16 protein-coding genes and 1 tRNA gene are annotated in these 19,957 nt (G+C 51.5%); 12 read left to right on the forward strand and 5 right to left on the reverse strand.

All coding sequences use genetic code 11. The features are described 5' to 3' along the window. Position 1: 1 nt before the first annotated feature. From lgt to BSR28_RS03815, 3 genes are all read left to right on the forward strand, one after another. The gene (gene lgt, locus BSR28_RS03805; RefSeq protein ID WP_073709036.1) at positions 2 to 874 is read left to right on the forward strand and encodes a prolipoprotein diacylglyceryl transferase; all 873 of its coding nucleotides are present in this window, start codon (positions 2 to 4) and stop codon (positions 872 to 874) included. An 88-nt stretch (positions 875 to 962) separates the two neighbouring features. Next, on the forward strand, positions 963 to 2,390 hold the full coding sequence (pyk, locus tag BSR28_RS03810) for a pyruvate kinase (RefSeq protein ID WP_073709037.1): 1,428 nt from the start codon (positions 963 to 965) through the stop codon (positions 2,388 to 2,390). 351 nt (positions 2,391 to 2,741) lie between these two features. Further along, positions 2,742 to 2,942 carry a hypothetical protein gene (locus BSR28_RS03815; RefSeq protein WP_073709038.1) on the forward strand — a complete coding sequence of 67 codons (201 nt, stop codon included), beginning with the start codon at positions 2,742 to 2,744 and terminating at the stop codon, positions 2,940 to 2,942. 76 nt (positions 2,943 to 3,018) lie between these two features. On the opposite strand, the gene BSR28_RS03820 is transcribed toward BSR28_RS03815, so the two are convergent. Next, a tRNA-Leu gene (locus BSR28_RS03820) sits at positions 3,019 to 3,095 on the reverse strand. A gap of 85 nt (positions 3,096 to 3,180) precedes the next feature. Between BSR28_RS03820 and BSR28_RS03825 the strand changes: the two genes are divergently transcribed. After that, positions 3,181 to 3,798 (forward strand): ANTAR domain-containing response regulator, encoded by a 618-nt coding sequence (locus BSR28_RS03825; RefSeq protein WP_073709039.1) that lies wholly within the window; start codon positions 3,181 to 3,183, stop codon positions 3,796 to 3,798. Between the two features lie 125 nt (positions 3,799 to 3,923). On the opposite strand, the gene BSR28_RS03830 is transcribed toward BSR28_RS03825, so the two are convergent. Beyond that, positions 3,924 to 4,364, reverse strand: coding sequence for a PaaI family thioesterase (locus tag BSR28_RS03830; RefSeq protein ID WP_073713389.1), 441 nt, complete (start codon positions 4,362 to 4,364; stop codon positions 3,924 to 3,926). A 248-nt stretch (positions 4,365 to 4,612) separates the two neighbouring features. On the opposite strand from BSR28_RS03830, the gene BSR28_RS03835 reads away from it, so the two are divergent. The 3 genes from BSR28_RS03835 (at position 4,613) to rpsA (ending at position 10,833) form a co-directional block, all read left to right on the forward strand. Then, complete coding sequence (locus BSR28_RS03835; protein WP_073709041.1) at positions 4,613 to 6,193, forward strand: peptide ABC transporter substrate-binding protein; 1,581 nt, start codon at positions 4,613 to 4,615, stop codon at positions 6,191 to 6,193. A gap of 125 nt (positions 6,194 to 6,318) precedes the next feature. Beyond that, entirely contained in the window at positions 6,319 to 9,174 is a 2,856-nt protein-coding gene (gene polA / locus BSR28_RS03840) for a DNA polymerase I (RefSeq protein WP_073713390.1), read from the forward strand. A 192-nt stretch (positions 9,175 to 9,366) separates the two neighbouring features. After that, positions 9,367 to 10,833 (forward strand): 30S ribosomal protein S1, encoded by a 1,467-nt coding sequence (gene rpsA, locus BSR28_RS03845; protein ID WP_073713391.1) that lies wholly within the window; start codon positions 9,367 to 9,369, stop codon positions 10,831 to 10,833. A gap of 136 nt (positions 10,834 to 10,969) precedes the next feature. Here rpsA and BSR28_RS03850 read toward each other — a convergent pair whose 3' ends face one another. After that, positions 10,970 to 11,659 (reverse strand): SDR family oxidoreductase, encoded by a 690-nt coding sequence (locus tag BSR28_RS03850; protein ID WP_073713392.1) that lies wholly within the window; start codon positions 11,657 to 11,659, stop codon positions 10,970 to 10,972. Positions 11,660 to 11,852: 193 nt separating this feature from the next. Here BSR28_RS03850 and BSR28_RS03855 point away from each other — a divergent pair, with 193 nt between their 5' ends. Beyond that, positions 11,853 to 12,911 (forward strand): hypothetical protein, encoded by a 1,059-nt coding sequence (locus BSR28_RS03855; RefSeq protein WP_125899187.1) that lies wholly within the window; start codon positions 11,853 to 11,855, stop codon positions 12,909 to 12,911. A 46-nt stretch (positions 12,912 to 12,957) separates the two neighbouring features. On the opposite strand, the gene BSR28_RS03860 is transcribed toward BSR28_RS03855, so the two are convergent. Continuing rightward, entirely contained in the window at positions 12,958 to 13,320 is a 363-nt protein-coding gene (locus BSR28_RS03860) for a hypothetical protein (protein WP_073709045.1), read from the reverse strand. A gap of 197 nt (positions 13,321 to 13,517) precedes the next feature. Here BSR28_RS03860 and BSR28_RS03865 point away from each other — a divergent pair, with 197 nt between their 5' ends. The 4 genes from BSR28_RS03865 (at position 13,518) to BSR28_RS03880 (ending at position 19,378) form a co-directional block, all read left to right on the forward strand. Continuing rightward, positions 13,518 to 15,101 carry a hypothetical protein gene (locus BSR28_RS03865; protein ID WP_073713393.1) on the forward strand — a complete coding sequence of 528 codons (1,584 nt, stop codon included), beginning with the start codon at positions 13,518 to 13,520 and terminating at the stop codon, positions 15,099 to 15,101. A gap of 77 nt (positions 15,102 to 15,178) precedes the next feature. Next, positions 15,179 to 15,691, forward strand: coding sequence for an NUDIX hydrolase (locus BSR28_RS03870; protein ID WP_083563014.1), 513 nt, complete (start codon positions 15,179 to 15,181; stop codon positions 15,689 to 15,691). A 133-nt stretch (positions 15,692 to 15,824) separates the two neighbouring features. Then, the gene (locus tag BSR28_RS03875; RefSeq protein ID WP_073713395.1) at positions 15,825 to 17,585 is read left to right on the forward strand and encodes a variant leucine-rich repeat-containing protein; all 1,761 of its coding nucleotides are present in this window, start codon (positions 15,825 to 15,827) and stop codon (positions 17,583 to 17,585) included. A gap of 56 nt (positions 17,586 to 17,641) precedes the next feature. Beyond that, positions 17,642 to 19,378 (forward strand): variant leucine-rich repeat-containing protein, encoded by a 1,737-nt coding sequence (locus tag BSR28_RS03880; RefSeq protein ID WP_143237568.1) that lies wholly within the window; start codon positions 17,642 to 17,644, stop codon positions 19,376 to 19,378. A gap of 24 nt (positions 19,379 to 19,402) precedes the next feature. On the opposite strand, the gene BSR28_RS03885 is transcribed toward BSR28_RS03880, so the two are convergent. Continuing rightward, positions 19,403 to 19,957, reverse strand: a complete 555-nt coding sequence (locus tag BSR28_RS03885) for a GNAT family N-acetyltransferase (RefSeq protein ID WP_073713397.1) — start codon at positions 19,955 to 19,957, stop codon at positions 19,403 to 19,405.

A 19,957-nucleotide genomic window follows, 5' to 3' on the forward strand; every position in this document is an offset into this window, starting at 1 on the left:
TTTGTTTACTCTTCCCCTCTCTATTCCTTCTCCGTCTCAGAGTGTTTGGTACTTGGGGCCTTTGCCGTTGCGGGCCTATGCACTATTCATTCTTTGCGGTATCTTGCTGACCCTGTTCTGGGGTAACAAACGTTATGCTGACCGTGGGGGAGATCCGGAACTGATCTGGGAAGTTGCCATTTGGGCGGTTCCCATGGGTATTATCGGCGGTCGGCTTTACGAGGTAGCTACCTCTCCCAGCAGATATTTCCCACCTTCCGGTTCTCTTTGGTTGATCCCTCAGGTATGGCTTGGTGGGATGGGGATTATGGGGGCAATCATCTTGGGTTGCGCCACGGTTTGGTTAGTTATGCGTCATCACCATGCTCGAGTGGCCCCATTTTTTGATTCGCTGGCCCCGGCGGTGTTGGTGGCGCAGGCGGTGGGTCGTTTAGGAAACTATTTCAATCAGGAACTTTTTGGATTGCCAACTACCTTGCCGTGGGGTTTGCAGATTGACGATGCTCATTTGCCGGCTGGTTACCCTTCGGGGACGCTTTTTCATCCCACGTTCCTCTATGAATTGATTTGGAATTTACTGGGCGCGTTGGTCTTGGTCTGGATGGGTAAGCACCTGAAGCTCTATGCTGGCCAGTTGGCTTGGGCCTATCTGATTGTCTACGGTTTGGGACGCGCTTGGATTGAGAACGTCCGAATCGATGAGCCCGCCCACTGGGTGGGGCCGCTTAGATTGGCGTCATGGTTTGCGCTTTCTTGGGTTTTGGTGGGCATCCTTGGTTGGTTCTGGGCAAAATACCGTGCCGAACCAAGCACATTGACTACTAAGGAAGTAGAATCTTGGCAAGAAGCAGAAAGAGAACGGGCAGGGAAATAGGGCACAACCTGTTCCCATAATCCGACTTTTTGCACTAGACTATTTATTAGTACAAGCTCGCAACTATCGAAGGGCAAAAACTTAAGCTATGCGTCGCGCAAAGATTGTATGCACTATCGGTCCGGCAACGGACAGTCCCTCTCAAGTCCAGGCTCTAGTTGATGCTGGCATGGACGTGGCTCGTATTAACCGCAGTCACGGTTCTCAAGAATCACATGAGAAGGTTTATGAGGAAGTTCGTCGGGCAGCACGCGCATCAGGCCGCGCGGTCGCCATCCTAGTTGACTTGCAGGGCCCTAAGATTCGTCTGGGAAACTTCAAGAATGGTAAGGAACTGCTAAATAACGGCGATACCTTCACCATCACCACCGAAGACATCGAAGGTACCAAGGAACGCGTTGGGACAACCTTCAAGGGGCTACCGGGCGACTGCCGCCCCGGTGATCGGCTTCTAATCGATGACGGTAACGTTGCGGTTCGCGTGGTAGAAGTTACCGATACCGACGTCGTGACCACCGTTGAGGTGGGCGGTTTCGTCTCTGACCACAAGGGTCTAAATCTTCCTGGCGTGGCCGTTTCTGTCCCCGCACTTTCCGAAAAGGATAAGGAAGACCTACGTTGGGCATTGAACCTGGGCGCTGACCTTATCGCCCTTTCCTTCGTTCGTTCCGCTGTTGACATTGAAGATGTTCACCAGATCATGGAAGAAGAAGGACGCTACGTTCCGGTTATCGCCAAGATTGAAAAGCCTCAGGCCGTAGAAAATCTTCAGGGCATCGTTCAGGCCTTTGACGGCATCATGGTCGCTCGTGGTGACCTAGGTGTGGAAATGCCTTTGGAAGCTGTACCGCTAGTCCAGAAGCGCGCCATCGAACTAGCTCGTCGTGAAGCCAAGCCCGTAATCGTGGCCACCCAGGTGCTTGAATCGATGATCAAGAACCCCCGTCCGACCCGTGCAGAAGCCTCTGACTGTGCAAACGCTATCCTTGACGGTGCCGATGCAGTCATGCTTTCCGGCGAAACCTCGGTCGGCGCCTACCCGATTGAAGCCGTCCGTACCATGTCTCGAATCGTTGAGAACGTGGAAGAAAACGGTGGTGAGCGAATCTCCCAACTAGGCGCTTTCGTACCTTCCCGTCCAGGTGTTATTACCCACGCGGCCGCAAAGATCGCTGAGATGATGGACGTTAAGTTCATGGTCACCTTCACCCAGACTGGTAGCACCTCTAAGCTAATGTCGCGTCTGCGCTCGCCGATTCCCCTGTTGGCCTTTACGCCGCTGGAATCAACCAGAAACACTCTGGCTCTCTCTTGGGGCGTTGAGACTTACCGGGTTCCGGAAGTCAAGCACACCGATGACATGGTTTGGCAGGTAGACCAGGTTCTACAGGCTACCCATATGGCTGAGCCTGGCGACCAGATCGTAATCGTGGCTGGTATGCCCCCGGGCACTTCCGGTTCCACTAACTCGATTCGTGTTCACACCATCGGTGATGATGTCGATTACCGTAGCTGAGTTAGGGCATTAAGTTTGAACGAGCGGCCAAGGGTTTCCCGAAAGGGAATAAAACCCTTGGCCGCTCGGTTAATTACTACGAAATGAGAATCTGATACAAACGTGATAGACTATTACTTCTGGCTGAAAAGCACCAAGCTTTCATTCCACCAGTCAGATCACCCAGAACCTTTGAAAACACTGGGACAGCTTGAAAATCGGAAGTTCCGCAACGCTCGCGTAGAACGCCAATAACTACGATTATTCGAGTTCAAAACCCAATAGTGGACCAAACGGGTCTACTGAAAATAGCTGCTAGGCTGCCGGCACAAACTTCGTTGCCTACCTAGCAAATACTTGAATGGAGAAAATATGAATAACATGATCAGTGTACGGGATGTAAACCGTAGCTTTGAAGCTCACAACTTCAATCTAGCAACCCTAGGCCAGACTATCCGTCCTTGGTTTAAGGATCTACATGACGATCGCATTGAACAGGCGATCGATGACCTAGCCAACGAAACCATGCGTGCTTCTGCCATGGACTACCTAGGGCTTGAGTTCATCGCCTAAGGTTCCTGCCTACGGGGATGGGACCCGGGTATAAAAACAGGCGCTCACTTTTGTGAGCGCCTATTTTGTATTTGGTTGGTACCTCGGGTGGGATTCGAACCCACAACATGCCGAGTTTGAGTCGACCGCCTCTGCCAGTTGGGCCACCGAGGCTTTCCGAAACGTAAAAATACGTTTTGGACAGCGAAGAAAAGTATAAACCAAGCGTAACCCGCCTGCAAGTAATATAGTTAAGGACATGAGTAATACAGAATCAACGAAGAATCCTGATGCACCCCAGGGGGAGCGGATCCTAGTAGCCGAAGATGAAGCGCTAATCCGCATGGATATCGTAGAGACCCTGTTGGGGGCCGGCTATGAAGTGGTCGCCGAATGCGCAGATGGTGAAGAAGCTGTAGAGCGCGCCCTTGAGCTAGAGCCTGATCTATGCATCCTCGACGTCAAGATGCCCAAGATGGACGGCATTACTGCGGCTGAAAAGATCATGTCAGAAACTACCGCTGCCGTTGTTATGCTAACCGCTTTCTCACAAGAAGAACTAGTGGTGCGTGCCGCTGATGCTGGTGCCATGGCGTATCTAGTTAAGCCCTTTACTCCTAATGATCTATTGCCTCAGATTCGTGTGGCCCTCTCACGGCAGGCAGAAGTGATTGCCCTTGAGGATGAAATCGCTAATCTGCAGGATCGTTTTGAAACTCGCAAACGCGTTGACCGGGCGAAGGGTCTGCTCATGGCGCAGATGGGTTTGAGTGAGCCGGAAGCTTTCCGTTGGATTCAGAAGACTTCGATGAATCGTCGCCTTTCCATGCGCGAGGTTGCAGATGCAGTTATCGAGCAGGTCAGCGAGGACGAATAACCTTCTAACTCTGAAGGTATTGACGGTACCACAAGGCTGAATCGTTAAATAGGCGGAGAGAAGCTCCTTTCAGGAGTACTTCTCTCCGCCTATTTCGCTTGGTTCGGGAGGATCACCGTGAGGTGTTATTTCCTATCCGGCTCGCCTGATTCTGCTGGCTTGGGAATGTGATTGCACCGCAGCGTACCGGTGGCGGTAAGCTTTTCTTCCTCGTTGAACACTTCCACGCTAAATAGGCTGGTCGTCTTCCCCAGATGAACCAGTTTTGAGACGGCCGTGACGTGTCCTTTAGTCGCTGGTCGTAGATGGGAAACGTGCAGCTCAGCCCCGACGGCAATTAGGCCCTTCGGGTTGACCAGCTGGTTGGCGGCTCGTGAAGCCAGAGTTTCAATCAGGGTGCCGGTGGCCCCTCCGTTTAGAAAACCTGCCGGCTGCCGGTTTCCGGCCACAGGCATAGTGGCTTGCGCACTACTTTCGTTAATTTCGATAATTTTGATGCCGAGTCTTTCGGCTAGTTCGCCAAGCTCGAAGAAGGGCGGGGTGGGGGAGTTGTGCGCATTTTCCATGGGCTAAGTTTATCGAACTCCTAAGCTATCCTCGCATTGTTTTACTTTTTCTTTGATTTCTTGCGGTTAAATATCCACTTTAAGCGACACTTTCGTATTTTCTTGCAACTTTATAGGGAGGATTCGGCTGAAAGTTTTATCTCATTTTGGAAACAAAAAGCCTAAAGTAATATAAAAGTAAAGTTTGTATGTTATCTTGTTACTAAGTATTGACTGTACTTGAATAAATCCCCCACCTGGAGGTCAAAATGAAAACCCGTTATGCATATGTTGTGGCAGTCGCGCTAGCTAGCTCACTGGCCCTAGCTGGATGTTCCGACTCTAGCACCGGTGGCTCTACCGGTGGCACCAACTACATTACCGCCAACTCGGGGGAACCAGAGAACCCCTTGCTACCGGGCCTAACCAACGAAGTTAACGGTGGTAAGGTACTAGACCTGATTAACGCTGGCTTGTACTACTACGACGCTGAAGGTAAGACTCACGAAGACCTAGCAGAAAGCGTCACCACCGAAGATGGTCAGCACTACACCGTAAAGCTTAAGGCAGGAAAGAAGTTCTCTGACGGCACTGAAATTAAGGCCGAAAACTTCGTCAAGGCCTGGCAGAACGTCGTTAAGAATAGCGAAAAGCAGTCCTTCTTCTTCGAAGACATCGAGGGCTACGAGGCTGGTAAGGAAATGTCCGGCCTAGAGGTTGTCGATGATCACACCTTCAAGGTCACCTTGAGCCAGCCGGAAGCAGACTGGCCCCTACGCCTTGGCTACAGTGCTTTTGCGCCGCTACCTGACGCTTTCTTCAAGGATCCCAAGGCCTATGGTGAAAAGCCGCTAGCCTCGGGCCCCTACAAGGTTGAGCGCTGGCTGCACAACAAGGAAATCCTACTGGTCCCGAACGCATCCTATGACGGTCCTCGTAAGCCGAAGAACGACGGTATCCACTTCAAGTTCTACGCTCAGCAGGATGCTGCCTACAATGACCTAATCGCAGATAACCTAGACGTTCTAGACGCCATCCCGGATAGCGCATTCAGCTCCTACGAAACCGACCTGAAGGGTCGCGCCATCAACCAGCCGGCCGCGATCTTCCAGTCCTTCTCTATCGACATGGATGAGAAGCACTTCTCCGGCGAAGAAGGTCAGCTACGTCGCCAGGCCATCTCCATGGCCATCGACCGTAAGCTAGTAACCGACAACATCTTCAAGGGCACCCGTACCCCGGCTAAGGACTTTACCTCCCCGGTTATCGCCGGCTGGAAGGACAACCTACCCGGTGCTGAAGTAACCAACTTCAACCCCGAAAAAGCTAAGGAACTATGGGCCAAAGCCGACGCGATCTCGAAGTGGGACGGCACCTTTAAGATTGCCTACAACTCCGACGGTGGCCACCAGCCTTGGGTTGATGCCGTAACTAACCAGGTTAAGAACAACCTGTCCATCGATGCTGCTGGCGATCCTTACCCGGACTTCAAGAGCCTTCGTACCAAGGTCTCGAAGCACGAGATGGACACCGCCTACCGTACCGGTTGGCAGGCTGACTACCCGTCGCTCTACAACTTCTTGGGCCCGATCTACGCTACCGGTGCCTCCTCGAACGATGCTCAGTACTCGAACCCTGAGTTCGATAAGCTCCTCAAGACCGGTCTAAGCCAGAAGACCCCGGATGAGGCAAACAAGTACTTCGATGAAGCACAGACCCTACTATTCCGTGACCTACCGGCCATCCCGCTATGGTACGCGAATGTTAACGGTGGCTACTCTACTCACGTTCAGGACGTGAAGTTTGGTTGGAACTCGGTACCGCTGTACCACGAGATCACCAAGAAATAGACCTATCTAAACTCCATAGATAGTGGTAATCCCCGGCGCTGGGCAACTGGCGTCGGGGATTTTTCTATCGGGCAAAACCCCGTCCTGTAATTGCCGCTTTTAGCCGCTACCGATAGCCTGATGTAATGACGAACAAACTGCTAGTCCTCGACGGTCACTCCATCGCTTTCCGTGCTTTTTATGCCTTGCGTGAGGCCAATTTCCGGACCCCGAATGGTCAAGCCACCGGAGCCGTCCATGGTTTCTTAAACATGCTGGCCAAAATGGTCGATGAAGAACAACCCACGCACCTAGCAGTTACTTTCGACCTTGGGCGGGAATCCTTCCGTACCCGCGAATACGCGGAATATAAGGGCGGTCGTGATGAAACCCCGGAAGATTTTATCGGCCAGGTCCCACTGATCAAACAGTTCCTGGAAGCACTAAATATCACGGTCTTAACGAAGCCTGACTTTGAGGCCGACGATATTATTGCCACCCTTGCAACTAAGGGCCCCAAGCAGGACCTAAACGTGCTGATCGCCTCTGGTGACCGTGACGCTTTCCAACTGATCAATGATCGGGTCATGGTCCTTTGGCCGGGTCAATCACCCTCCGACGTCCGTCATATGGATGCGGCCGCGGTAGAGGCGAAATACGGGGTTCCGCCTCACCGTTACCCGGAACTTGCCGCCCTTACTGGCGAGGCTGCTGACAACCTTCCCGGCGTTCCCGGCGTTGGCCCCAAGACGGCTGCTCAGTGGTTGGGTAAATATGAGGATCTTGAAGACCTCTTGACCCATGCTGATCAAATTGGTGGCAAGCGTGGGCAGGCACTCCGCGATCACCTAGAGGACGTGCGTCGAAATCGACGTTTGAATCGTTTGGTCACTGATGTGGAACTGCCGGTGGAACCGCAGGATCTGCTAGTGGGTCCGCTCAATCAGGCCCGAGTCTTGAGTCTTTGCGATGAACTGGGCTTTAACCGTTTGCGCGCTCGACTGCTGAAGCTGCATTCTCAGATGCGCAAGAACGCTGGTTTTGCGGCAGATGATTCAACTATGACCGCTAGCCTAAATGAGGACGCGACTGCGGAAGCTACTAAGGAAGGCAAGGCGGGCAAACAGGTTTCTGAGCCTGCCACCTCGGCTGCCGCTGAAGCCCCCGCGGCTCCTGACGATCTTCCGATCGCTCCCTCGTGTTCGCTTAGCTGGCGAGAAGTTCCCCGATACGACTATGCTCAGTTCACCCAGGAAGCCGGCAGCCTAGGGGAGTGGCTCCAGGCCGCTCCAGGCCCCGTAGCCCTCTTACTTTGGGGCGAGCGCAGCGCTCAGGGTTCTGATGTACAAGCCTTCTTCCTGGCGGACTCGCGTGCTTGCGTCTACTTGGATCCGGCCTTTTTACTCCCTGCCGACGAGGACGCTCTGGCAACCTGGCTGGAAAACGGACCGGTACTGTCTTGGAACTGGAAGGAAATCGCCCACTTGCTCACGGCCCGGGGCCTGCCTGTTCCGCAGCTAAGCGCTGATGTGGCTTTAACTTCTTATGTGGCGGACCCATCGCGCCATAGTGACGATATTTTCAAGCTGGTTGAGGTATGCACCGGGGTAGATGTCACCCCCGCTGAGGGATGGTCGCGTAAGGCTGAAGAAAAGCGCGTCCAGCAGATTGCTGCCTATCAGGCGGCTGCCTGTGCCCTGCCGGCGCTCCAAGAATTCTTTATGGCTGAACTTGAGCTAGCGGGGCAGACTGATGGCCCGGGGCAGAAGTCTTTGGCTTCCTTACTTAGCGAGGTTGAGATTCCGATTGCTCGCGTGCTATTCCAGATGGAACGCGAAGGCATTGCGGTTGACCAACGTCGTCTGGCAGAGACCTTGGCGGATTTTGATCACCAGGTGAACTCGGCTCAGCAAGCTGCTTTTGATGCGATCGGTGGGGAGCAGGTGAATCTGTCTAGCCCCAAGCAGTTACAGAAGGTACTGTTTGAAGACTTGGCCCTGCCGGCCACCAAGAAAACGAAGACCGGTTATACCACTAATGCGGCCGCGCTAGTGGACCTGTATAACCGTACGGAGCACCCCTTCCTGGGGGCGCTACTGGAGCACCGGGAAGCTATCAAGCTACGCCAGACCGTTGAGGGACTGGGGCGTGAATTGGGAGCGGATGGGCGAATCCATACGACCTTCCAGCAGACGGTTACTGCTACGGGGCGTTTGTCCTCGACCGACCCGAATCTGCAGAATATCCCAGCCCGTACCGACGCCGGCCAGCGGATTCGTGAATCCTTTGTTCCCGGGGCAGAAGCTGAATCAATCCTGACCGCTGACTATTCGCAGATTGAAATGCGCATTATGGCGCATTCTTCGGGGGACTCGGCACTGATTGAGGCTTTTAAATCGGGCGAGGACGTCCACGCCACCATGGCGGCATTGGTATTCGGCGTCCCCGCGGACCAGGTTTCGGGTGCGCAGCGCTCTAAGATTAAGGCGATGAGCTATGGCTTGGTTTATGGCCTTTCTGCTTTTGGTCTGTCTCAGCAGTTAAAGATTTCGCGGGTCGAAGCTAAAGATCTGATGGAAACCTACTTCTCCCGTTTTGGGGCCGTAAAGGAATATTTGGATTCTTTGGTGGCGCGCGCGGCACAGGATGGTTTTACCTCCACCATTTTGGGGCGTCGTCGCTACCTTCCGGATTTGCAGTCCTCTAACCGGATGGCACGCGAGGCGGCGCAGCGGGCAGCCCTGAATGCTCCTATCCAAGGTTCAGCGGCGGATATTATTAAGTTGGCGATGCTCGACGCGCAGCGGGCAGTGTCGGATGCTGGGTTGAAATCTAAAATGCTTTTGCAGGTTCACGACGAACTAGTTTTCGAGGTTGCTGCCGGTGAGGAGCAACAGTTGACGGATCTGGTTCGCAAGTCCATGCAGGGAGCAATGGAACTGTCGGTTCCCTTGAATGTTTCGGTCGGTGTGGGCTCGGATTGGCGGGCGGCAGCTCATTAAATTGCCTTTTTCTGGCTTTTAGTGGTCAGATGCACTGAAAATCAGGTAAAAATGGGGGCTTTTTCAACTCGCACTTTTGCTGTGAACCGGTAGAATTGCCTGCGGCAGTGAAGTGTTGATGACTGACAGCTCTTTAGTGCCACCCCTTTGTAATTGTCCGTACGATATCAGTCATTTCGGAGTCTATATTTTATGACCACCAGCCAGCAGCAGCCTTCAATCCCGCAGGTTGCTATTAACGACATTGGTTCGCAAGAAGACCTGCTTAAGGCCATTGACGCCACCATCAAGTACTTCAACGATGGTGACATTGTGGAAGGTACCATCGTCAAGGTTGACCACGATGAGGTCCTCCTAGACATCGGTTACAAGACCGAAGGTGTCATCCTTTCCCGCGAACTTTCTATCAAGCACGACGTTTCCCCCGAGGACGTTGTCAAGGTTGGCGACACCATTGAAGCTTTGGTTCAGACCAAGGAAGATAAAGAAGGTCGCCTGATGCTATCCAAGAAGCGCGCTCAGTACGAACGCGCTTGGGGTGCCATCGAAAAGGTCAAGGAAGAAGATGGTGTCGTTTCCGGTACCGTCATCGAGGTCGTCAAGGGCGGCCTAATCCTAGACATCGGTCTACGTGGCTTCCTCCCCGCTTCTTTGGTGGAGATGCGCCGCGTCCGCGACTTGCAGCCTTACATTGGCCGCGAGCTGGAAGCAAAGATCATCGAACTAGATAAGAACCGCAACAACGTGGTTCTATCCCGTCGTTCCTGGCTGGAACAGACTCAGTCCGAGGTTCGCTCTCACTTCCTCAACACCCTACAGAAGGGCCAGGTCCGTTCTGGTGTTGTTTCCTCCATCGTTAACTTCGGTGCCTTCGTTGATCTTGGTGGTGTTGACGGCCTAGTCCACGTCTCCGAGCTCTCTTGGAAGCACATCGATCACCCCGGCGAGGTTGTCGAGGTTGGCCAGGAAGTTACCGTTGAGGTGCTGGATGTCGACATGGATCGCGAACGCGTTTCCCTGTCTCTAAAGGCTACTCAGGAAGATCCGTGGCAGACCTTCGCTCGTACCCACGCTATCGGCCAGGTTGTACCCGGTAAGGTCACCAAGCTGGTTCCGTTCGGTGCCTTCGTTCACGTTGAAGATGGCATTGAAGGCCTAGTTCACATCTCCGAACTAGCTCAGCGTCACGTTGAGGTTCCCGAGCAGGTTGTGAAGGTTGGCGATCCGGTATTCGTTAAGGTCATCGACATTGACCTAGAACGTCGCCGCATCTCCCTATCTCTAAAGCAGGCTAACGAGGGCGTCGACCCGGCCGCTGAAGAGTTCGATCCTTCGCTATACGGCATGGCTGCTGAATACGATGAGAATGGCAACTACAAGTACCCTGAAGGCTTCGATCCTGAGACCAACGAATGGTTGGAAGGCTACGAAGCACAGCGCGAGGCATGGGAAGCTCAGTACGCTGAAGCTCAGGCTCGCTGGGAAGCTCACAAGGCTCAGGTTGCTGCCGCTGCTGAAGCTGATCGTGAAGCTGCTTCTGAAGCTGCTCCGGAAGAAGCCCCGGCCTCCTCCTACTCTTCCGCTCCGGAAGACATGGGCGGCACCTTGGCTTCTGACGAAGCCCTGGCAGCTCTACGTGAGAAGCTCACCAACAACTGAGCTGATCACCTGTAGTTAAAACTACTTAAAGGTCGGGCACCGGCTGGTTTATCCAGCTGGTGCCCGACCTCTTTTTAGAGCTAAAAGCCGCACTTAAGGGTCATACCGATACTAAACTACCTCGGCGAAACCTGGGTTATCCCTGTTGGGGGCGTACATGGACCTCTTCAACACAGGCGTCTTCGGTGGCCTCAATAATCCAACGGGCAGCTTTGGCAACACTTTCCGGGCGAAGATGCTCTTCTGCATCATAGGGCTTGCCGGACACTTGATACATTCGTTCCTGCATCGGAGTATCAACCCGCCCCGGATGGATCGCGCTGACCCTGACCGTGGGGCGCTCTTCGGCCCGAAGCGCTTTAGTTAACGCATCCAAGGCGTGTTTTGATGCCGAATATAGCCCCAGATAGGGGCCAGAGAATCTTCCGGCCCCGGAGTTCACCATAATCACTTGCCCCTGCGCCTTACGAAGTTTAGGTAGCAAAGCTTGGGTTAGCATTGCCGGGGCCGTCACGTTGAGCGTCAGAACTTGATTCCACTCATCCCAAGTGCCCTCATCAACCCTAGAGACCGAGTCGATGCCCGCATTATTAATCAGCACGTCTAAGGTGTCGACTTGGGCGGCAATTCTCGCCGGGGTTCCGCGCTGCGTTAAATCCGCGGCGATGTAACGAGCCTGGGGGAGCGTTGCACATAAATCCGCTAGCGCCTCCTCGTCACGGGCAACCAAGATCAGCGCGTAATCAGAGGCTAGTTCTTTGACCATAGCCAAGCCAATGCCTTTAGTGGCTCCAGTGATTACTACCGTGCGTTTTTGATTATTCACGTTTAGCCCCTTTCATCCTGCGAGAATTTTCCTGAGATTCATATTAGTTTAGAAATCTCATTTGGATTTTGATGAAACACGCCGGTCATCTATCAGTTAGACAAGAGAAAGCTTTAGGAGTTGTTTACTACCGACTTCTGAGGTACTTTTAAGCGTAAATATGTTGCAGCGCATATTAAAAGTGGAGTTAGAAATGTCTGATAAAAACCCAAATAATGAGATCATCAATGTCGAGTTTGATGAGGCTGCTCTAGCCGATGATGAGATTAGGGTTGAGCAAAATGAACTCAATAAAATGACCGCTCAACAAGATGCGGAGGCAGTTTCATTCGCCACTGAGTTCTTGAAGAAGATCATTCGAATCCGTGGTGTGAAAATTGATCGAAAGACTTTTCTTTCTCAAGAATTTAAACGAACAGGTGTATCAGAGCAGAAAATTTCTGAAGCAATTTTAGAAACTCCCATTGAGGCGGGAATTGAACCCAAGATTCTTGATGAGTTAGCAGCGGAGCTAATTGCTTTTGAAACGAAAAAGTCAGCTTCAATGTCTTTTGCATCTGGTTTACCCGGCGGCTTTGGAATGGTTGCCGCCATTCCGGCGGATATCACTCAATATTACGTACATGCGTTCCGCGTAATGCAGAAACTGGCTTACTTATACGGCTGGAAAGAGTTTTTAAATGATCTGGATAATGTAGATGATCAAACATTAGGTCTTTTAGCCTCGTTTCTCGGAACTATGATGGGCGTTGCAGGTGCTGCGAACTCGCTAACGACTTTTGCTAAGAATATTGCTAGGCCCGCGCTTCAAAAACATATTTCTAAAAAAGCACTTACCAAAACTGTTTGGTATGGGCCCGTTAAACAGACTCTTAAGCTCGTTGGCGTAAAAATAACAAAGGATAGTTTCGCAAAGGGCGTGACAAAGGCCGTTCCCTTGGTAGGCGGAGTTGTATCTGGCGGATTAACATACGTTTCATTGAAGAAGCAGGCAAACAGATTGCAGATGCACCTTCGTAAGAACCCTCCACCTAGCCGTGATGCTGAAAAGTATCTTCAGGCATTCAGTGAACTTGATAAGCTAGACGAAGTGAATCTTGAGTCGGACGAGAGTGCTACTAGGAGTTTGGCAGGGCGTACTCTGAATGCTGGAAATAGCGCGTTAAATGTTGCTACGAAAGGTATTCTTGCCGCTTCTACGGGCATAGGCACTATAGCGTCTAAAGTTTGGCAGGGTAAGAAAGCGGATTAGCTTGGAAGATCTTTGATCTCTCAATGTCTTGTGTTTAATTAGTTCATTAGTCGGGGTAGCGGACATTCAGGTACCAGACACCAAAAAAGCCAAAGATCGCGCCCATGATGAGGGCCGAGTAGTTAACTCCAATTAGATCGCCCGGGGTGGTTCCGTAAATGAGCAATCCCGAGATGACGCCATAGAGGGCATCTAGTAAATACAGCTGCCAATCCTCGCCCGTGTAGTAGAGGTTTTTAGCGAAAAGAGTTAAAACAATCGCCAAGGCGATAAAAGCCACCACCGAGAGGATCGTGACGATCGGAAGGGGGACCTTACCCAGGACCCAAACTGATAAAGTCGCGACGCCAAAAGCAATTATCAAAATAATCGCCATAGTCGTGGCATAACCAATCAGTTTTTCGCGCATGAAGGCTCCTTCTGAGTCCAAAGTTTTAACACTCAGTATTCTACTCTACGCCGGCACCACACCCATTTAGCGGAAGCACGAGCCTCCTTCCGGGAGTTAGGCGCTGGCATTATTAGAGTCATACTTTTCTAATAAATCGGGCCATTAATCTGGCCGATTCAGCTATGATAAGCCATGTGAATGCCAATCCAGAGCTAATGCCAAAGCCAGAAGCTGGTTACCTTCCCAAGATCAATCCTAGGGAAGCAACAGTTAACGTGAGTGACTTCGATTCCTTCGAGCAGGCTCGAATCTGGTTGGCTTACGGACCTGAGCGGGCCGTGGCTCGAACTGTGGCCATGCTACGAACCGCGTTCTTAGTGGCCGATCGAATCTATCTAGATCGAAATCAGCTGCTTGATGGGATTATTTTTCTTGCCCTTGGACCCGCTGGGGTGGCTCGAGCTTTAGGGCTTGAACCAGGCCAAGACCTGCCCTTGATGGTGGGGTGTCAGCCACTGCCACATACTTCACCGTTCGGTCCTATCACCAATGAAGCTGAACGTATTGAGCTTTTTTCAACGCAGTGTCGCGCAGTTTCAGATAGTGGCTTTGCTTCGGCCGCAAAGGTAGCCTGGGAACTAGGTAAAGAACCTCGCCTTAAAGAGAGCTTTTCCGCCGCTGATACGCCGCCCTTAACTCTGGATTTGGCCGAACTGCTCTGGGATTTTCAGCCCCGCCGGGATCAGAAAAATTTACCTGATCCTGGACTCTTTGAAAGGGCTCGAGTTAATCGGCAGACCTTCTTGAAAGACTCCCGGCAGCAGTGGCAGGAAGCCGCGAATGAGGGGCGAATCCAACTGACTGCCTGGCCCGATATTACGCAGATTTCTGACCGGGAGTTTTGGTCCGGAGATGACCAAAATGCCCGAGCCCCGCAGACACAGGTCTTAGTCGATCAGTTGCAGGATTATCTGGCAGGGGAGCAGCAACAGATATTCGCCCGAAAGCTGGTGGTTAAGTGGGCGGCACAGCAGGTGCGTAGTGGACAACTACAACCTACTGAGGCTCGCTCAGTAATCCGTTGGTGGACCCAGATCTACGAAAACGCCGTATTTAAGGTCCTAAAAGGACGTCAGGCAGCGGTGCCCGGTAATGATGGAATCCAAGTTTCCCGCCTTGCCTTCACAAATACTACCCTGCCCGAGGATGCGGCCAGTCTACTGGGCGTAGACCCCCTTAATCCGGCTGAACAACAAATTGAGAAAACGTGGGGACTTCGAAAAGAACGTCGTACCCGGTGGCAGGTCTTCAAAACCAGGGTTAACCCCCAGCGGATTTATACCGGTGGGCCGCTGCGTATCGAAGGGCAAATCATTCAGGCTGTTCATGATATGCAGCCCGCTCAGTATCGGCAGCTTCACAACCATCCTCTGGTAGACCGGGTACAACTACGCGATAGCAATTCTCCGCGTGCTTGGAATGACTTGATCTTGGCAATTCGAGACTTGGCCGATGATACTCGTTCCTGGGGGAGCCGCCTTAAAACTGGAGTTTTTAGATTCCTATTTTTAGCTTTCTTTGCCATTATTCTGGGACTTCATGATGCCGGACTTTTGGATGGCATCTTTGATCGTACTTTCCATGGCTTCTTCGGCACTAATCTAGGAAGTGGATTCTTTGATTTAACCCTGTGGACCTTGATAGCGATTTTGGTGGCTTTCCCCTATGCTGAACTCAAAGAGCTTTGGCGGATGGGCCCAACTTCGATGAGTTCGACGATGTATTTTGAAGCTGTCTAGGGTATTCGGGAGATATTTAGGACGCCTTTAGACTTTCGAGTCGGGGCTGATTTTTAGAAAAAGGGAAGCGAGTTAATGTGAACGGGTGGCAGACAGTCTGGAAAGCGGATGATTTTGCTTTAGAGATGCAAAGGAACGCCCAAGGACGTCACCGGGTGGTGGCTGCTGAAGGAAAACCCGGTGCGGTGGTGATTGCCCAGTTTGAGGATAGGGTCCTGTTGGTTCGCCAAGAGCGCCCGGCAGTGGGGCAGACCCTCTGGGAGTTCCCTCGTGGTTTCGGAGATCCAGAGGATACTAATCTGTTGACTACGGGGGTACGTGAATTGGTGGAAGAAACCGGTGCTCAGGCGCAGATTGCCAATTCAAAGCTGCTTGGTGAGATTTGGATTGATTCTGGATTGCAGGCAAATGCCGTGGGTATTGTGCTCGTCAACCTTGAAAGCTCAGACCTTAAGGGCGAAACCGATGGCGAGGTAGATGATTCGAAATGGGTGCCTATTCATGAGCTAAGCAAAATGATTAATGAGGGTGCGGTCTGTGATTCTTTGAGCATCGCTGCCTGTGCCTTCCTCTTTAGTCAAAGCGCATAGAAAGCTGCCTCTCCGACCGCTTAGGGCTTAGTGACTCTCTAGGTTCTAGCCAATCTAGAGAATTCGCTTGCTCACTTTGGATCTTTGGGTATAGATTTGCCCTGAAACGACCTAGGTAGATTGGTAGATCATTATGTCGATGCCCCCGAATTCGCAGAACTCATTACCAGGTGGAAACGGTAGCGATCCAACAGCGCAGTTGCTACGTGATCCGAACCTAGATCCCAGCATATTGGCTCAGATCGTAAACTCTCGTCGGGATCTATGGCTACAAGTGGCTATGCACCCCCGCATCTACCCAGAGCTACTCCACTACCTTGCAGAAAAGGGTGATCCGCAAACTGCGCAATATGCGAGGTTAGCTCTTCAAGTACAGCAGGGGATCCCAGCGCCGACCGCTGCGATGGCTTCATCGACCGCAGAAGGTAAAAACGATCAGCAAATTGCTGGGAATCAGGTCCATGACGGGCAACAATCGTCGTTGCCTAGCTATCAGCAAGCTAACGTTGCCGCGGGGACTCAAGACGTATCTCAGCCAAAACGAAAGAAAACCTGGTGGATTGCTGCTGGGGTAGCTGTGATTCTAACTGTTACCGGAATTGGCGGATACTTCCTCCTTTCCAATAATCAGCAGTCGGCAAGCCCGTATCTCTCCGTTGCAGAAATGAGTTCAGACTTCCTTACTGGCAAAGTGGAGGTTATTGATGCCGAATCTCCCAAGTTTCCTGGAGAGTTTTCCAAAGATTCGGCGCACATTTGGACAGTGGAGACTTCTCCAGACAAGAAACAGGTACTTATGGGCGTCGAAGGCGTTGGGCAGGAATCCAAGTCTGATTTCATCACCTATGTTGTTTACGATGTAGCAGCTCTTCGTAAGGGAGAAGGCCCCCGGGCAATGACCCCAGATAATTTCAATGTTTCAGTAGCTCGACTTTTGGACAGCAATCAAATCCAAGTCGTGCGGCTCGTTGATGGCAAGCAGAAGTTAGAAACCTATGATTTGGATAATTTTGATAAGCCGCTAGAGAGTATCGAGTTCAAGTTTGCTAACCCAAGTAACGAAGAGCATAGGAAACATTGTTGGCTTTCGCCAATCTATCCTTCACAAAAACAATATCTTTCCTGTGAATACAAAGGTGTTGTAGTGTTCGATCACAAGTCAGGTGATTTTCAAAACTACGACACCATGGCAACACATGTTTTTAGGTCCTCTTCAGAGCCAAATTATCTGCTTCTTTCGGATTCCACTTCAGCTAAAATCTATCCCCTCAATGACAGGGTAAAAGCCCGCAGGCTCGAGGGAGCAGAAAGGCTTTATGGTCACTCCTACCTTTTCATTGCTTCAGATGGAAGTAGCCAGATCTCGAACTTTAAACTTGATGCTGAAGGAAATAATCTCACTGAACTTGAGGAGGTTTTTGCGGATGAATTTAATAAACCCGGTTTAACCAAAGCTAGTCCCCAGGAAATGGCTAATAGCCTCAAACTGATGCCAGAAGAAGAAAGGAAAGACCTAAAGGACACTTTCTTACTTCCCGGAGAGCGAATTGTCCGTTTTGACCGCTCGCGACTTGAGCATAAAGCACCAGCAGATAATATCTTCTTCGCTAATGACCGAATCCTTTTCACGACTAGATTGGATCCTTCGAAAGACGTGATGCTCATTTGCGAAGGCTATGAGAAGCAGGGAAATGTGGAAATGTGCCTTGATAAAGAGGGTAAACCTGCTTCGAAACTTGTGCCTTTCAACCACCCCGCTGTACTTTTTAAAAAGCCTGTAGATGAAAATGGGCGTGATCTCACCCGTGGGGTGGTCATTGATCAAAACACAGCATTCATGGCTCAGGTAGAAGAAAACAAGGTGCGACTCGCAATTGCTGAAACTGCGAAGTGACAAAACCGCAAATTGACTCGAAGTAACTTGATACCAGCCCAAATATACTGATTCCAATGAACCAACCACCAAACACGGGAACTCCAATGAACTACTCTTCACCAAGCGATCCGACCACAGCGCTACTGAACAACCCCAATTTGGATCCCGCTATCCTTGGGCAAGTCGCGGCCGCTAGGGCTGATCTTTGGCCGTTGATCGCCCAACATCCGGCCGCATATCCAGAGTTACTGCAGTATTTAGCGGCAAATGGAGACCCGCAAACTGCACAAATTGCTGCGAGCCGTTTGCAATCGAATAATGGCCATGTTGGCAATCAGTCCGGCGTGCTTAACCAAGGCAACGTAGGAAACCACGCGAATGAACCGAAACCCAAAAAGCGCAAACCTTGGTTGATTGCACTAGTTTCAGTTCTTTTACTCGCCATGGTAGGCACCGGGAGCTATTTTGGATACACCTACTTTAGTGGTGATGATCAAAAAGCCCCTTCCGCGAAGCAGGTAAAGAAAACTAAGCCCACGAAGGCTGCTAAGAAACCGCTCAAAAAATCAGAGGGAAAAGAACAAGCAAGCACCGTCGAAGAGGAAGAAAAACTCGATCCGAACCGGAACGAGATTACGGAAACGGACCCGGCACCCTCGATCACAAAGTATTCTGCGTTAAGCAATGATCTTGTCATTCACGCCCGTCAACTAGCGGTCCTTCCAGATCAACTCACAAAACTAAAAAGTCGTCCCCACCAAAGCGGCACCCCCGGCATGCCTAATGACGTGCTCTTCACTAAGGACGGGCAGAAGGTAGTCTTCACCTACCAAGATGGATTCACCGTAGCCAGTATCAGCGAAGATCCCGAGCACCCAAGGGTTATTTTTGAAAGCCCCAGCAATGAGCGCTACCTTGCCGCAGCACCGCGCGGAAACCTGCTAGTGACGCTGAACCTAAATGGGCAACTTGGACTTCGAGATAAGGCTGATCCCAGTCAGATCATCCAGAGCGCCCAGCTAGACTTGGCGGGAATCGAACGATGCCAGTTTAGTGAGTTTAAAGCCGGGACTCGTGAAATCCACGTCGCGTGCCACGGCGCTACCGGAGATAAGGGATTTGAGGTTAACCTGGCAAACGGGAATGTTAAAACTCACCCGCTCTGGGTGACCCCGGTAAAGCGCCTACAGGAATATACCGGATATCCCGTCTATGTAGCCGTACCCAATGGTAGTAATGCTAGCGTTATGCGCCTGTCCGATAATCAGAAAATTATGGATATCAGTGACGCAACTTATGCCTTCGGGCTTAGTGACGGGGGGATTGTCGTCAACTACCATCCAAACGGGGACAAAAAACGTGTCTTCCGTAAGGTCATCGACCCCAGTGGGGTAACCCTGTACGATGGTGAATTCCGTCGGATTGCCTACGATGACTGGAGCACGGTAGATACTAAACAGTTAGCTAGGAATCAAGCAGAACTAAACAACTCCGGTATGCGTACCACATATGGTGGTTACGCCTACGTGCAGAAGAATGGAACATGGGTCTTTGGAAAAGACTTCGACGGCCCCATCGGGGACAAGTTCGTCTTTACCAATACCGGTCAGATCTACCCCTGCAGCAATATCTCAACTGCCGCAAAAGAGGGCCAATGTGCTGACGATAGTGGCAATGTGTCCGCACCGGCAGGAAACCTCCCAGCTTGGAAGAGCTCTGTAGCACCTAATACTGTGGGCTTCTGGCCCTACGTAGGCTCCAACCGGGTACTTATTGAGACCCCAACCGGATATGAAATCTGGGGACTATAAGGAAAACCCTAGCAGTTAAATTGCCTACTCCCGGAAAGGGGAGAGGTCTATCCGCATGAACACGTCCTGCTCAGTTTGCTGCCAGATTTCGGCTCCAAAATGGGCAAAAAGTGCTTGGGATGCCCGATTATCAACTTCCATCGCCGCATAGAGATGATCTTCTGGCACTAGGTGAGCCGCCACGGGTAGGAGCAGTTCAAGCCCCCTAGTGCCCAGACCCTGGGATCGAAAGTCGGGATGTACGAAATAACCGACGTGGCCACCACCCTGCTTTAGTTCAGGGGTTAGATGGTGGCGTAATTTGAACAGGGCTAGGATCTGATCCTCACCCTCTGGTTTGGCTTCCCAAAGGAAATAGTACGTTTGCGGTACCCGGTTAGGTTTCAGGTCGATGCCTGCCGCTTCTTTTAATAGTCGAGGAAGCACTTCGCTTTCCCAATCCGCTAAGGATTTGCCGGCATCAGGGTTTTGGAACCCATTAGTATTCGCCGGAACTAGGTTCATGAAGTTGTAGATTGAGTCCAAGTCCTTAGGGTCAAGCGCTCTTAGGTAGTATTGGTCGCTCACTTCTTCAAACAC

Origin of the sequence: Boudabousia liubingyangii, from assembly GCF_001907245.1 — a bacterium.
GTDB lineage: Bacteria > Actinomycetota > Actinomycetes > Actinomycetales > Actinomycetaceae > Boudabousia > Boudabousia liubingyangii.

Excerpts from the sequence above, each read along its gene's own strand:
- pyk (WP_073709037.1), top strand. The coding sequence starts at position 963 with ATGCGTCGCGCAAAGATTGTATGCACTATCGGTCCGGCAACGGACAGT.
- BSR28_RS03815 (WP_073709038.1), top strand. The coding sequence starts at position 2,742 with ATGAATAACATGATCAGTGTACGGGATGTAAACCGTAGCTTTGAAGCT.
- BSR28_RS03825 (WP_073709039.1), top strand. The coding sequence starts at position 3,181 with ATGAGTAATACAGAATCAACGAAGAATCCTGATGCACCCCAGGGGGAG.
- BSR28_RS03830 (WP_073713389.1), bottom strand. The coding sequence starts at position 4,364 with ATGGAAAATGCGCACAACTCCCCCACCCCGCCCTTCTTCGAGCTTGGC.
- BSR28_RS03835 (WP_073709041.1), top strand. The coding sequence starts at position 4,613 with ATGAAAACCCGTTATGCATATGTTGTGGCAGTCGCGCTAGCTAGCTCA.
- polA (WP_073713390.1), top strand. The coding sequence starts at position 6,319 with ATGACGAACAAACTGCTAGTCCTCGACGGTCACTCCATCGCTTTCCGT.
- rpsA (WP_073713391.1), top strand. The coding sequence starts at position 9,367 with ATGACCACCAGCCAGCAGCAGCCTTCAATCCCGCAGGTTGCTATTAAC.
- BSR28_RS03855 (WP_125899187.1), top strand. The coding sequence starts at position 11,853 with ATGTCTGATAAAAACCCAAATAATGAGATCATCAATGTCGAGTTTGAT.
- BSR28_RS03860 (WP_073709045.1), bottom strand. The coding sequence starts at position 13,320 with ATGCGCGAAAAACTGATTGGTTATGCCACGACTATGGCGATTATTTTG.
- BSR28_RS03865 (WP_073713393.1), top strand. The coding sequence starts at position 13,518 with ATGCCAAAGCCAGAAGCTGGTTACCTTCCCAAGATCAATCCTAGGGAA.
- BSR28_RS03875 (WP_073713395.1), top strand. The coding sequence starts at position 15,825 with ATGTCGATGCCCCCGAATTCGCAGAACTCATTACCAGGTGGAAACGGT.
- BSR28_RS03880 (WP_143237568.1), top strand. The coding sequence starts at position 17,642 with ATGAACCAACCACCAAACACGGGAACTCCAATGAACTACTCTTCACCA.